This window comes from Ottowia sp. VDI28 (genome assembly GCF_049532675.1).
Taxonomy (GTDB): Bacteria; Pseudomonadota; Gammaproteobacteria; order Burkholderiales; family Burkholderiaceae_C; genus Ottowia.
On sequence record NZ_CP149820.1, the window covers coordinates 5,245,419 to 5,258,492 of the forward strand.

A 13,074-nucleotide genomic window follows, 5' to 3' on the forward strand; every position below is an offset into this window, starting at 1 on the left:
GAATCAGTCTTTCCTCAGATTGGCGGCCTTGATGATGGACGCCCACTTTTCACGATCAGCCTGAAGATAGTGCGCCAGCTCATCAGCGGGTCCGGTCGTGATTTCACAGTTCAGCCCCGCCAGCGCGGTCTGAATACGGGGTTCGGCGAGCGCTTCGCGGATTGCCTTGTTGATCTGCGCCACAGTTGCGGAATCCGTGCGCGCCGGAGCCACGATGGCCAGCCACCCGTCCACCTCGTAGTCCCGTATGCCTGTCTCGGCCACCGTGGGAACCGCGGGAAGGGACTTGATGCGGCGCGCCGAGGTGGCAGCAAGGGGACGCAGTTTTCCCGACTCGATCAGGGGTGCGGCCAATGCAATGGTGATCGCCATGAAGCTCAACCGCCCAGTCACCAGATCGGCGATGGCGTCCGACTGGCTTTTGTAGGGGACATGGACAAAACGTACACCGGTACTCGAGTTCAGCAGTTCGCCGGCCAAGTGGGGTGAAGAACCAATACCGGCGGAGCCGTAGGTGAGGTTCGCTCCCGGCCTACGGGCAGCGCCGATGAGTTCCTCCAGATTCTTGTAGGGTTCCTTGGAACTCACCACGATGACGTTCGGAATGGCACCTACCATCGCCACCGGCGCAAAGTCCTTGATAGGGTCCCATTTCAATCCGGCCTGCAGCGAGGGATTGATCGTGAATCCCGGGCTGGCCAGAAGCAGCGTCATGCCATCCGCAGGCGCGCGCGCGACGAACTCCGTACCGATACTGCCGCCGGCTCCCGGCTTGTTCTCCACAATCACCCGCCGGCCCGTGCGCGCCGACATGTCATCGGCGAGCAGCCTGGCCACGGAGTCACCAACGCCTCCAGTGGTGAAAGGCACCACGATGCGCATGATACGGTCCGAGGACGCCTCGGCAGCAGATGAGGGCGGCGCCGCCAGGACTGCTGCGCCCAATGCCATAAAAGTTCTTCGGTCGCACTTCATGTAGGTCTCCTTGAAATCTCGTTGCCGGCATCCGCGCCCGGTGCGCGGCAGCATTCACTCCCTGGGCCTGAATCTCGGCAGTGAGATCTCAGGCGTCACATCGTCGAAATGAACGGACACGCGCATTCCCGCGTGAAGGGCCTCGGGCTCACAGCCAATCACGTTGCTCGCCATGCGGACTCCTTCCTCGAGATCGATCAGCGCGACGGTGTAGGGCACCTCAGCGCCATAGACCTCCGCCGGCACGGGGTGGCGCACCACGATCCAGCTGAAGACCGTCCCTCGGCCTGAGGCTGGCATCCAGCGGGCCTCGCGGGAGTTGCAGTTCGGGCACACAGGCCCGGCCGGAAAGCGGAACGATGCACAGGCCTCACAGCGCTGGATCAACAGCCGATGCTGCTTGCAGCCGTCCCAGTAAGGGGCGGAATCGGCATCCGGTGCAGGCAGGGGTTTGGAATACGGGTTCATGTCTCAATTCCTCAGAAGCAGCGCGCTGCCGCAGGTCATGGCGCCGGCTGTTGTCATGGCGATCCGCGCATCGGCGACCTGGTTGGCGCCTGCGGTCCCTCTCAATTGGCGTACAGCCTCCAGCACATGGTTGAAGCCGTGGATGTATGCCTCCGAAAGCAACCCCCCATGGGTATTGACTGGAAGACGCCCTCCTTTCGCGATATGGCCTGCCTGCACAAAAGGTCCTCCCTCGCCCTCCGCGCAGAAGCCAAAGCCCTCGAGCTGCATCAGCACGCTGTAGGTGAAGCAGTCGTAGATTTCCGCCACATCCACGTCTTTCGGACCAACTCCGGCGCTGCTCCAAAGGTCGGCAGCGATGTAATGTGAATAGTTACGGGCGTGCTCCGGCCAACGCAGGGCGTCGAACAGGTCGTCCCCCTGGTTCGGCCCCCCGCCGTAGGCGCCTCCCATGATGTGCACGGGTTTTTGCCTGAGATCCCGGGCTCGGTCCCGGTGCGTGACCACGACGGCACAGGCGCCGTCGGATTCCAGGCAGATGTCGAGCATCCGGAACGGATCAACGATACGGCGCGAAGACATATAGTCGTCCAAAGTGATGGGCTGGCGTTGCATGGCCCGCTCATTGGCGACCGCGTTTGCGCGCGTGGAAATGGCCACGGCGGCCAATTGCTCGCTCGTGGTTCCATACCTGATCATGTGACGCCTGCACCACATGGCCATGGCCTGGGGGTAGGTGATCCATCCGTAAGGCGCCGTATGCTGTGTGATGCCGGCAGCCTTCATTTCACGGCCGCCTCCCAGGCGAAAGCCAGACCGGCCGTTCATGGCGCGATAACAAACGACATGCGTCGCCAGCCCTGCCTCGAGTGCCGCCACCGCGGCCAGGACAATGAGGTTGGCGGCATTGCCGCCACTGGCATAGTCCACTGCATACATGGCCTGTGGAATGCCGAGTGCGGTCGCCACGGAGATGGCTGGAACGGAGTCATTGAAATTGAAGCTCACGATGCCATCGACTTCCCCGCGCTGCAACCCGGCGTCTTCGATGGCCTTCTGGCAGGCCTCGCTGGCCAGATCGAGCACGGTACGGCCTGATTTCTTGGTGTAGCTGGTTTCGCCGATCCCGACGATGCAGTACTTGTCACGAAGGCTGAATGTCACTGTCTATCCTTTGAATGACCGGTAGGCCGGTTGACGTTTTTCCGCGAATGCACGAAGCCCTTCCGTGGCATCCGTATCTGTCGTGGCATAGCGATGCACATAGTCGATCTCGAACTCGAGCGCTTCGGCCAGGGGCATTCCCATACCTTGGTTGACGAGGTGCTTGACGCCTCGCAAGCCGCCCGGGCTGTGTTCAACCAGCTTCCTGGCGAATGCCCGGGCACGCGGCATCAGTTCGCTGCCGGGTACCACTTCGTTGGCAAGCCCGATATCCATCGCTTCCTGGCCGCTCAAAAACCTGCCGCTGAGCATCAGGTGCTTCGCCCGCAGCGAGCCGATGGCCCGCGGCAGCCGCTGCGAGCCGCCCGCGCCCGGCAGTTGCCCGAAGTTGAGATGCGCATCTCCTATTTGCGCATCCTGCGCGGCCAGCACGATGTCGCAGGCCAGAAGCAGCTCAAGACCGCCAGCCGCGCAGGCGCCGTTGATCGCCGCAATGAATATCCGCTCAGACCGTTCTATCGCCACCAGCATGTCGCGGAAGTCGAAGAGGAATGCACGGAAATCTTCGGGGCGCTTGTACAGGCCGATATAGCCCGTCAGATCGCCACCCGCGCAGAACGCACGGCCTGCGCCCGTCACCAGGACAGGCGGTCCCGCGCCCAGCTGGTTCACGGCTTCTTTCAACTCCCTGACCGTTGACCAGTCAAGAGGATTCAGCTTTTCCGGCCGATTCAAGGTGAGCACGGTGCACGCGGCATCGTGCTCGATCAGTATGTTTTGCCCCATAATCCCACTGTCCGACAATCAGACCAAAGAATAAGTTATCCTTCGAGGCAATGCAAGCCCCTACCCCACACCCCGCCGCAACCCCCTTCGGGAAAATCCCGCAGTCACTGGCTTATCAGCAAGTGTTTTCCGCGATCGAGAAAGCCATTGAATCGGGCCGCCTCGCGATCGGCGACACGCTGCCCGCGGAAGCAGACCTGGCCGAGCAGTTCGGCGTGAATCGATCAACGGTGCGCGAGGGATTGCGGTTGCTGGAACATGCCAGCCTTGTTCGCAGAGACGGCAAGCGGCTGGTCATTGCGCTTCCGCGCTACCTGGATCTGGCGGCGCGGGCATCCCGCGCGCTCGCCATGCACCGTGTGACGTTCATGGAACTCTGGGAGGCGTCGATGACGATCGAACCTCTGATCGCGAGCCTCGCAGCCCAGCGGGTGACCGCAGCCCAGCTCGCCGCATTCGACAAGAACCTCGCCCAGATGGAAGAAAGCATCGATGACGTCGAGCGGGTTCTGGCGCTGGATGTGGCCTTCCACAATCTGCTTGCCGAGGCTGCCGGCAACCGTGCCCTCATCCTGGCCCGTGAGCCCATCGGCCTGCTTTTCCGGCCGGCCGGAGAAGTCATTCTCCCGCGCCTCAAGACACAGCACCGGATTCTGGCGGCCCACCGGTTCGTGGTGGATCAACTCAAGCAGCACGATGTGGAGGGCGCGCGCGCCTGGATGCATCGCCACATGGCGGACTTCAAACGCGGCTACGAAGCGACCGGCATGAACCCCAACGAGCCGCTCGATCCGTGACCATGAACTCGACGAACAACCCCGCCGGCGCTCTCGCGGGCGTCCGTATCCTGGATATGGCCACCGTGCTGGCGGCACCCATGGGCGCCACTCTGTGCGCGGACCATGGCGCCGATGTGGTCAAGCTGGAACTGCCTGACGGAAGCGACGCGCTTCGCGGATTGCAGCCCATCAAGGATGGCGTGCCCTTGTGGTGGAAAGTCGGCAACCGGGGCAAGAAGGGGATTACGCTGGACGTGCGCCAACCGCGTGGCCGTGAAATCCTGTTGGCGATGCTGGGCCGGTTCGACGTGCTGGTCGAGAACTTCCGCACGGGCACCATGGACCGCTGGGGTTTGGATATCGAGACCCTGCATCGTGCCAACCCAAGGCTCGTCGTCGTGCGGCTGACCGGCTTCGGCCAATCGGGTCCCTACAAGGCCCGCCCTGGTTACGCCCGGGTGTTCGAGGCCATGAGCGGTTTCACCAATCTCACCGGGGAGGCGGGCGGACCACCGCTGCACAGCAACTTCCCCATCGGCGACGCGGTCGCCGGCGTATTCTGCGCGTTCGCCATCGCCTCGGAGATGGCCCGGTTGCGCGGAAACCCCGAGGCGCTCGGAAGAGAGGTCGATCTCGCGGCCACGGAGGCGCTCATCCGCATACTGGACCCCCTGCCGATAGAGCATGAGCAACTCGGTCTGGTTCGTGGCCACGAAGGCAATCGGGCGAGCTATACCGCTCCGTCGAACATGTACATCAGCCGCGACGACGTGTATTTCTCGCTGGTGGCCTCATCGAACCCCATTTTCAAAAGATTGTGCGAAGCGATCGGGCAACCCGAGCTGGCAGCAAACCCGCGGTTTCAATCCAATACCGCCCGTGTCCAAAACCTGATCGCGCTGGACGGGGCGCTTTGTGCGTGGTTCCGCTCACATGAGTTCGAAGACATTTCTGCCAGGCTCGAAGAAGGTGAAATTCCTTTCAGCAAGATCTTCACTGTCGAGGATGTCGAAAATGACCCACACTTCCAAGCGCGCAAGGTCATTGTCCGGTTGGAGGACCCTGAATGCGGCTCCGTGGCGGCACCCTGCATCGTGCCGCGTATCGTGGGCCAGGAGTTTCCGCTGCCGCGCAGCGGCCCCGGCGTAGGCGAGCACAACGCCGAGTTCTATGCCCAGCTCGGGATCGAGGGAGAGGAACTCGAACGCTTGCGGATCGACAAGATCATCTGAAGCCACGGCAGACCCCCCCGCCAGGGTCTGCCGCGTACGCTCCTCACTGCATCTGCTGCAGATTGCCAATGCGCACCAGCATTTCGGTGAACATCTGCATGTCGGCGTCCAGGTCCACGATTTCCTTGAACTCCTTGGCGTTGTGGGCCGTGTATTTCTTGCCGGGCATGGCGGGGCCGAAGTTGATGGCATTGGGCATCTGCTTGGCCGTGGTGCTGCCTGCGGTGGAAACAGGCTCGGCTGGTAGTCCGGTGGTGTCGCCAAATACATTCAGCAGTGTCGCCAGCCAAGCGCCCTTGGGATCGCGCGCCATCCAGTTGCCTTGCGAGTGGCTGACTTCCACTGCGAGCGAATCGGCGGCTGCCCATTCGCGCACCTTGGCCTGCGTGGCCGCTGACAGAGCTTCAGGCGTGTTGCCGCGCGGCATGCGCACGTTGGCCGTGACCGACACCTTGCCACCGCTGGCCTGGATCACCGTGGGTGACATGGTGAGCGGCCCCATGAAGCTGTCCGCATAGGCCAGCCCCATCTTGTTGCCAAGGTAGTCGAGACCGAACAGATCGACGATGTAGCGCGTGGCTTACGAGAAACCGTTGTCGGCCAGCTTCAGGCCGCTGCTTTGAAGGAACAGCGCCAGCCGGGGCAAGGGGTTCACGCCCTCTTCAGGCCGCGAACCGTGCGCCGACGAACCAGTGACCTTGACGTCGACACCGGTCGCGTCAGCCTTGGCGCTGATGCTGAACTTGCCGCCCTGGCCTTCATACTGGCTGACAAAACCAGGCACCGCTGCCTCGATCTGCGCCGCGAGTGCCACGGGATCCGCCGACTGCAGGCGTGCCGTGGCCGTCTCGGGAATGGCACTGGCCGATGCCGCGCCGGCCATGGCGGTGATGGTCACAGCATCCGCAGCGGGGGTACCGACCACCGCCTCAGGGAACTGCGCGCGCAGCGAACCCGAACCCTTTTCGGCCACCACCGCCGGATACTTGCTGTCGAGCACGATGTTGTACTCGGGCAGGGCCGTCTTCTGTTTGTAATAGTTCATGCCCTCGCCACCGCTCTCCTCGGTGGTCTCGATCATGAGCCGGATCGTGCGCGACAAGGGCAGACCGCTGTCCTTGACGGCTCTCATGGCGTACAGCACGGTAGCGATGGAGCCTTTGTCATCAATGGTCCCACGCCCATAGAGCAGGCCGCCCACGCGCGTCTGCTTGAAGGGGTCGAGTTGGGTACCGTCTTCCAGCACCCATTCGGAGGGCACCACCGGCACCACGTCGCCGTGCGTCAGGATGCCGAACTCATCCGGACCGCTGCCGGGCAGCTTGACCTCGAAGATGCGGTTGTCCACGTTGCGGTATTGCAGGCCAAACTCGCCCGCCATCTTGCCCACCAGCTCGCCCAATGCAATGATGTTCGGATCCTCATAGGGCGGGACGCCGCCGCGCACCGTAGGCAACGCCACCATCCGGGCCATGTCCTCGATGACGCCCCCCTGGTTCCGCAACCGGTTATGCAGGCCCAGCAATCGGCTCACGTTGAGCAGATCATCCCCCGCGAGCGCCACCTTGTTTCTGTCCTTGTAGCGCTGCACCAATTGCTGGAGCTCGGGCCTGTCCTTGGCCACTTGGTCGAGGAAGGCTTCGAAGCCCTCGGGCGGGGCGCCGGATTGGCGCGCCACGATGGCATCGAGATCGGCCTTCTTGAGGGTGCCCGCCAAGGGCTGGACATCGTCATCACCGCCACAAGCCGCAAAGCTCACGACCGTGGCGGCCATCACGGCAGCCCACCATTTCTTCTGCATTGAAGTCTCCTTTGAACCTTCTTAGTATGGGCACGCGGATATCATCATCAGCACACTTGTTGTAACACAATGTAGCACCCAACGCCTGTCAAGTCTTCCAGACTAGGACCATCAGGATGATGGCGGGACAAGGAGATCGACGCCGCCCATGAACAACGGCTCGATTCTGAAGAACTGGAAACGCCAACGCCCATCGCTGCCACATACGCACTCCGCGTAGATATCCGCGATCAGTATCGGCGGAGCGGACGGCAGGACTGGCTCGCCGTCGTTGGCATAGACCGTCATCGACCCCTCGACCACGCCCCGCTCAGGCGCATTCAGGCGAGCGCGCAAATTGGAGACCAGGTGCCTCACGAGACGCGGGTGACCTCGTTGACGCCTGTACTCGTAGTAGGCGGCAACGGCCACTCGGCCGCTCATGCGGTGCCCACACATCAGATAGAGGCAATCATCGGTATAGAACTCGAGCGCCCGTGCCGCGTCATTCGCATCCACATCCCGCCAATAGTCGACGACAAGGTCTTGGAGAGCACTACGTTGCAGGTAATCCTGAATGGCGGCGTGATCTGTCACTTCATCATCTCCTTCCATTTCGCGGCCTGCGTCCGGACAAAGGCATCCATATCCTGCGGCGTTCCGGAAAGCGTCTCGGCAGCCGCATCGCTGAGCATCTTCTTGAAGTCAGGCTCGTCCAGCGATGCGCGGATCGCGTCGTTGAGTTTTTTCACGACATCCGGTGACATGCCCTTCGGACCGGCAATGCCATACCAGAGAGACATGTCGAAATGGGGGTACCCCTGTTCAGCGAATGTGGGCAGGGCGGGCATGTCGGCGGGGCGGGCCCGCCCTGTCACCGCCACTCCGCGCAGGCGGCCGTTCTGCAAGTAACTGCGCAAGCTTTGCAGACTCAACAATGTGGAATCCACCTGACCGCCGAGCAGGTCCGTCAATACGGGAGCCGTTCCTTTGTAGGGAATGTGCATCAAGCGCGCGCCCGCCTGCTTTGCAAAGCTCTCCATGGCGTAGTTGGTGGCACCGCCCTCACCCAGCGATGCATAGGAGACCGTCCCGGGATCCTTCCTGGCGGCATTGACGTAGTCCTCCAGCGTCGCCCCCTTGAATTTGGGACCAACCGCCAGAACCACGGGCACCGATGCCAGCATGCCGACCGAGGTGAACTGCGTGACGGGATCGGTGCTGGGCGTCTGCAGCATCTTCACCGTGCCGTCCGAAGAAGTCACGAGCAGGGTGTATCCATCCGGTGCGGCGCGCATGACGTATTCCGATCCGATCAAGGCGGAAGCGCCGGGCTTGTTGTCCACGACAAAGGAAACCCCCAGGCGCTTGCCGAGCTTTTGGGCCAGCATCCTCCCCAGGTTGTCCGTCAGCCCGCCTGGCGGCCAAGGAACCACGATCGTGACCGGCCGCTCCGGGTACCCCGCCGCGTGGCTCCATGAGGCGAAAAAGCACAGGGATGCGATGAGCGCGGCCCCTATCCAACGAGATCTCATGTCCTCTCTCCTTGATGTGGTGGTCCGGGTGGACCGAGCAATGCATCGGCGATCTGCCGCGCTGTATTGAGCGAATCGGTCAAGCCCAGGTGCCCGTGCCCTGTGGCCATCCACAGGCCCCCATGCCCCGCGGCCGCACCGACGACCGGAATCGAATCCGGCATGCACGGCCGGTGCCCCATCCACGTCCGCGTGGAAATGCCCTCCAGGCCGGGAAATGTTTCGCGCGCGATGCGGCTCAGGATCGCGGCGCGGCGCTCGTCGGGCGGCGCCTGCAGTCCGCCGATCTCGACCGTGCCTCCGATCCGAAGGCCCTCCTCCATGGGCGTGACAAAGGCCTTGCGATCTGCCAGGACCACTGTCCGTGAGACGATGCCGCTCCCACCCAGAAACTGCACGTGATAGCCACGCTGGCTCTCCAGCGCCAGAGGAATGCCCAAGGGCGCCAGCAGCTCCCGCGACCATGCGCCGGCGGCCACGACGGCATGGTCGAACACAAGGCGGTCCGCCTCTTCATCAGGGGTTTCCATCCGCCAGCCATTGCCCTGGCGCTCCAGCCGCGACACCTTGCGGCGAACGAACCGCCCTCCCGCGCCTGTAAACGCCGATGCCATGGCCTTGACGTAGCGGAAAGGGTTCAGGATCGTCGCGTGATCGGCCAGGTACATCCCGATCTGGTAGCGGGCAGGCACGGCGGGTTCCAGCGCCTGGATACCGGCATGATCCAGGCGCTCCACCTGAAAGCCATAGGCTTCCCGCATGCGCCAGCCTCCGGCATCCTTCGAGAGCGCTGCCTCATCAGGATAAAGATGCAGGTGCCCCCGCTTGAGAAAGAGCTCCGGTACGCCCAGCTCGCGGCTCATGGCCTCGTGCGCATCGAGTGCGCCTGCATGCAAGGCGGCCAGCTTGGCCGCCGAAGCCTCGGCCACAGCCGGCCGGGCCGAGGCCACGAAGCGCATCAGCCAGGGCAGCGCGCGCGGCAGATAGCGCACAGGAAGATAGAGCGGGCTGGCTTCATCCAGCAGCATGCTGGGCACGGAAGCCAGCACGCCTGGCATGGCCAGCGGTGCCACCGATCCGGGGCTGATGGCGCCGGAATTGCCGAAGCTGCATCCGCTGCCTGGTTCATCCCGATCCACGAGGGTCACGTCCGCGCCGCGCTTGCGAAGCGCAAGGGCGATGCTGGTGCCAATGATGCCGGCGCCCACCACACCGATACGCAAGGTGCTGGGAGTCATCTCTTCTGGCGCTTGTCGGAAACGATGCGGCCATTCTTGATGACCAATTGCAGGCGCCGCACATGATTGATGTCTTCCAGCGGATTGGAGGCCACCACGATCAGATCAGCCGTTTTCCCGACCTCCACGGTGCCCAGCTGATCGCCGACGCCGCAGATCGCCGCGCCATGGCGCGTGGCCGCCACCAGCGCCTGCCAGGGCGTCGCCCCGTCGCGAACCCACAACCCCAGCTCGAGCAACGCGGCATCCTTCAGCGGACGGATGTCGGAGCCCAGCGCCATCTTCACGCCCGCCTTCAGGGCCTTGTTGAAAGCGCTCTGATGGACGTCGGAGGCCGCATCCGCACGGCAGCACAGCGAGTGCGACAGGTTACGGTTGCGCACCCAGCGCTGCTCCCAGTCGTTGGTGGCCTGGGTGGGCGTCAGGTGGCTGATGGCAAGCGTGGGAACGTACCAGACATCATGCTTGAGGAACAGCTCGATGCACTCATCGTCCATGATGTAGCCGTGCTCAATGCTGTGTGCGCCATTGAGGATCGCGGCCTTCACTGTGGCCGGGTTGGTGGCATGCGCCATGACTTTGAATTCACGCAGCTTGCAGATATCGAACGCCGCCTTCAGCTCGTCGGGCAAAAGAAAGGAATGCCGGTGCAGATCCCAAGCTGGCCCCATGATGCCGCCCGACATGTTCAGCTTGATGTGATCCACTCCGTTCTCAATCTGCTCCCGGATGGCCTTCACGAAGCCATAAGGCCCGTCCGCGGCCAGGATGTGACCGGAATGCTGGAAGTGTCCCGCGGTGGTGGTGATGAAATGGCCCGAGGCGAACAAATGCGGCCCCAGGTGCTGCCCGGAATCGAATGCCCTTTTCCAAGCGACATCCATATAGCTGTGCGTGCCCGCGCAACGGAAGCCGACAATGCCGGAATCGAGAAGTCCCGCCTGCAGGCGGTGCCCGAAAAGCGTGACCTGCTCAGCGAGCGGCAACTCGCCGTGAGGGTAGTAGTCAGGGTGAATGTGGACGTCCCAAAGCCCTGGCATCAGGTAGGCACCGTCCAAATCAATCACCTCGGCATCGGCAACGGCTGGTGCGGCGTTGCCATGGAAGATCTCCTTGATCTTGCCGTCTTCGAGCAGCACGGCGCAATCGGGCTGCGCCCTGGGTTCAATGGCATCGATCAGGGAAACGTGGGTCAACAAGGTCTTCATAGGTACTCCTGGATTCATCCAGCCACTTCACAACTTCATTTGGCAATTTCACTCGGCAACGATGCCCACCTTGGCCGCAAGATCCTTGTACTTGCCGACTTCGGACTGCACGAAGCGCCGAAACTCCTCCGGCGTCTGAGGAGAAGCGACGATGCCCTTGTCGGTAAAGGATTTCGTCAGCTCGGGCGTGCCCAGCACCGCGGCGGCTTCGGTATTGATGCGCTCGATCAGGGTGGAGCTGGTCTTGGCCGGTGCGAACAATCCGAACCAGGTGCCGCCGGAAAACGCCGGCAGGCCAGCTTCGGCGAACGTGGGAACCTGGGGCGCATTGGGCAGCCGCTGGCGTGCCGCCACGGCCAGCGCGCGCAGCTTGCCTGCCCTGACATGTTCGAGCACCGCCGGCGGCGTGTCGAAGGTGAACTGCACTTGCCCGGCAATGAGGTCCGTGATGGAAGGACCACTGCCTTTGTAAGGTACGTGAACGCTGTTGGTGCCGGTCAGTTGCTTGAACAGTTCCCCGGCCAGGTGATTGGAGGTATTGTTGCCGAAGGAGGAGAAGTTCAGCTTGCCTGGATGGGCTTTCAGATAGGCGATGAACTCCGCCAGTGTGTTCGCCGGCACCGAAGGATTGACCACCAGAAAAAACGGCACCTGGCCCACAAGGGTGATCGGCAGGAGATCACGCACCGGGTCATAGGGCATGGCTTTCATCGTGATCGGTGCAATCGCTACCTCAGGGGCTGCCGCCAGCAGCAAGGTATACCCGTCGGGCTCCGCGCGCACCACTGCGCTCGCGGCCAGGGTACCGCCGGCACCGCCTCGGTTGTCCACCACGATGGGCTGCCCGAGCCTTCGCCCAAGTTGTTCGGCCAGCAGCCGGCCCGCCACATCGGTGCTGCCGCCGGGCGGGTAGCCGATAAGCATCCGGACCGAGCGGCTCGGCCAGGAAGCGGGCTGTGCAACGCCGGCAGCTGGTGCAAGCGCTGCGAGGCTGGACAGAATAAGCGTGCGACGGTGCATGGCCAATCTCCGTGGGTGGACGACCCCACTCTACGTGGCATGCTTGCGGGCGCACAATGCACATTTATTGGATACCAATACATGAAGAAGAATTGGCAGACGGCCACCGATGCAGACCCTCGGCTGTTCATCGGCTCCATCGCCAAGTGCTTCCAGATGCTGGAGGCCTTGAATACGGCCAGCCGAGCCGCGGGGCTCACCGAGCTGGCACGCCTCTCGGGGCTCGATCGAAGCAGTGCGCAACGGATCACGCACACCTTGCGCGCGCTCGGCTATCTGAAGCAGGACCCTGTGAACAAGACCTTTCGCCTATCGGGCCGGATGCTCGAGTTCGGCTATACGGTGCTGTCCACCAATGAGCTGCGAGAGCGGGCTGCGCCTCACCTGGAGGAACTGAACCGGCGTACCGGCGAAACGGTGAACCTGATGGAGCTGGAAAGCGACGAGATCGTCTACGTGGCGCGCTATCCCAGCCGGCATGCGGTCAGCGTTGACCTCCACGTAGGCTCGCGCCTGCCGGCCTTCTGCTCTGCCGCCGGCCGGGCCATTCTGTCTCAACTCGAACCGGCCGATGCGATGACCCGCTTGAAGAACGTTCACCGCGCGGCGATGACCGCTCGGACCGTGACAGATCTTGCCGCCTTGTCCCGGCTTCTGGCCGAGGCGAGGCAGCAGGGCTTCGCGCTGAACGATCAGGAAGCCTTCATCGGAGACATCTCCGTCGCCGCGCCCCTGTTGACGGCGGATGGCAAGGTCCTCGCCGCCGTCAACATTGCTGTGCCCTGGCCGCGTTGGCAATTGGAAGACGTCCTGGCGCGGCTGGTGCCCCTGCTGCTAAGAACAACCAAAGCCATCAATCGCGATATCCGGTTCCTTTAGGGCGTGTTCA

11 protein-coding genes and 2 pseudogenes are annotated in these 13,074 nt (G+C 62.9%); 3 read left to right on the top strand and 10 right to left on the bottom strand.

Going from position 1 to position 13,074, the window contains the following annotated elements; translation table 11 throughout:
* Positions 1-3: 3 nt before the first annotated feature.
* The 4 genes from WJU18_RS24980 to WJU18_RS24995 form a co-directional block, all read right to left on the bottom strand.
* Positions 4-951, bottom strand: a complete 948-nt coding sequence (locus WJU18_RS24980) for a tripartite tricarboxylate transporter substrate binding protein (RefSeq protein WP_423456470.1) — start codon at positions 949-951, stop codon at positions 4-6.
* A gap of 78 nt (positions 952-1,029) precedes the next feature.
* Positions 1,030-1,443 carry a Zn-ribbon domain-containing OB-fold protein gene (locus tag WJU18_RS24985; RefSeq protein WP_423456472.1) on the bottom strand — a complete coding sequence of 138 codons (414 nt, stop codon included), beginning with the start codon at positions 1,441-1,443 and terminating at the stop codon, positions 1,030-1,032.
* A gap of 3 nt (positions 1,444-1,446) precedes the next feature.
* A complete protein-coding gene (locus WJU18_RS24990) occupies positions 1,447-2,607 on the bottom strand; it encodes a thiolase C-terminal domain-containing protein (protein WP_423456474.1) in 1,161 nt (386 codons plus the stop codon).
* A 3-nt stretch (positions 2,608-2,610) separates the two neighbouring features.
* Entirely contained in the window at positions 2,611-3,393 is a 783-nt protein-coding gene (locus WJU18_RS24995) for an enoyl-CoA hydratase/isomerase family protein (RefSeq protein WP_423456476.1), read from the bottom strand.
* A gap of 50 nt (positions 3,394-3,443) precedes the next feature.
* On the opposite strand from WJU18_RS24995, the gene WJU18_RS25000 reads away from it, so the two are divergent.
* Together WJU18_RS25000 and WJU18_RS25005 are read left to right on the top strand one after the other, a co-directional pair.
* Positions 3,444-4,190: a FadR/GntR family transcriptional regulator gene (locus WJU18_RS25000; protein WP_423456478.1), complete on the top strand. Its 747-nt coding sequence runs from the start codon at positions 3,444-3,446 to the stop codon at positions 4,188-4,190.
* Positions 4,191-4,192: 2 nt separating this feature from the next.
* Positions 4,193-5,404, top strand: a complete 1,212-nt coding sequence (locus tag WJU18_RS25005) for a CaiB/BaiF CoA transferase family protein (protein WP_423456480.1) — start codon at positions 4,193-4,195, stop codon at positions 5,402-5,404.
* A gap of 43 nt (positions 5,405-5,447) precedes the next feature.
* Here the strand turns inward: WJU18_RS25005 and WJU18_RS25010 are convergent.
* From WJU18_RS25010 to WJU18_RS25035, 6 genes and pseudogenes are all read right to left on the bottom strand, one after another.
* Positions 5,448-7,178: pseudogene (locus WJU18_RS25010) on the bottom strand (dipeptidase).
* 258 nt (positions 7,179-7,436) lie between these two features.
* Positions 7,437-7,799 (bottom strand): annotated as a pseudogene (locus tag WJU18_RS25015) (nuclear transport factor 2 family protein); the annotation flags it as partial.
* Complete coding sequence (locus WJU18_RS25020) at positions 7,778-8,719, bottom strand: Bug family tripartite tricarboxylate transporter substrate binding protein (RefSeq protein ID WP_423456481.1); 942 nt, start codon at positions 8,717-8,719, stop codon at positions 7,778-7,780. The gene WJU18_RS25020 and the pseudogene WJU18_RS25015, both read right to left, overlap by 22 nt.
* Entirely contained in the window at positions 8,716-9,957 is a 1,242-nt protein-coding gene (locus WJU18_RS25025; RefSeq protein ID WP_423456483.1) for an NAD(P)/FAD-dependent oxidoreductase, read from the bottom strand. The genes WJU18_RS25020 and WJU18_RS25025 overlap by 4 nt, the downstream gene beginning before the upstream one ends.
* Positions 9,954-11,165 (bottom strand): amidohydrolase family protein, encoded by a 1,212-nt coding sequence (locus tag WJU18_RS25030; protein WP_423456485.1) that lies wholly within the window; start codon positions 11,163-11,165, stop codon positions 9,954-9,956. The genes WJU18_RS25025 and WJU18_RS25030 overlap by 4 nt, the downstream gene beginning before the upstream one ends.
* Before the next feature lie 48 nt (positions 11,166-11,213).
* Positions 11,214-12,185, bottom strand: coding sequence for a Bug family tripartite tricarboxylate transporter substrate binding protein (locus tag WJU18_RS25035; protein ID WP_423456487.1), 972 nt, complete (start codon positions 12,183-12,185; stop codon positions 11,214-11,216).
* A gap of 81 nt (positions 12,186-12,266) precedes the next feature.
* Between WJU18_RS25035 and WJU18_RS25040 the strand changes: the two genes are divergently transcribed.
* The gene (locus WJU18_RS25040; protein WP_423456489.1) at positions 12,267-13,064 is read left to right on the top strand and encodes an IclR family transcriptional regulator; all 798 of its coding nucleotides are present in this window, start codon (positions 12,267-12,269) and stop codon (positions 13,062-13,064) included.
* Positions 13,065-13,074: the final 10 nt, after the last annotated feature.

What these genes read in the sequence shown, in the direction of transcription:
- WJU18_RS24980 (WP_423456470.1), bottom strand. Translation starts at nt 951, where the DNA reads ATGGCATTGGGCGCAGCAGTCCTGGCGGCGCCGCCCTCATCTGCTGCC.
- WJU18_RS25040 (WP_423456489.1), top strand. Translation starts at nt 12,267, where the DNA reads ATGAAGAAGAATTGGCAGACGGCCACCGATGCAGACCCTCGGCTGTTC.
- WJU18_RS24995 (WP_423456476.1), bottom strand. Translation starts at nt 3,393, where the DNA reads ATGGGGCAAAACATACTGATCGAGCACGATGCCGCGTGCACCGTGCTC.
- WJU18_RS25000 (WP_423456478.1), top strand. Translation starts at nt 3,444, where the DNA reads ATGCAAGCCCCTACCCCACACCCCGCCGCAACCCCCTTCGGGAAAATC.
- WJU18_RS24985 (WP_423456472.1), bottom strand. Translation starts at nt 1,443, where the DNA reads ATGAACCCGTATTCCAAACCCCTGCCTGCACCGGATGCCGATTCCGCC.
- WJU18_RS25025 (WP_423456483.1), bottom strand. Translation starts at nt 9,957, where the DNA reads ATGACTCCCAGCACCTTGCGTATCGGTGTGGTGGGCGCCGGCATCATT.
- WJU18_RS25020 (WP_423456481.1), bottom strand. Translation starts at nt 8,719, where the DNA reads ATGAGATCTCGTTGGATAGGGGCCGCGCTCATCGCATCCCTGTGCTTT.
- WJU18_RS25005 (WP_423456480.1), top strand. Translation starts at nt 4,193, where the DNA reads ATGAACTCGACGAACAACCCCGCCGGCGCTCTCGCGGGCGTCCGTATC.
- WJU18_RS25030 (WP_423456485.1), bottom strand. Translation starts at nt 11,165, where the DNA reads ATGAAGACCTTGTTGACCCACGTTTCCCTGATCGATGCCATTGAACCC.
- WJU18_RS25035 (WP_423456487.1), bottom strand. Translation starts at nt 12,185, where the DNA reads ATGCACCGTCGCACGCTTATTCTGTCCAGCCTCGCAGCGCTTGCACCA.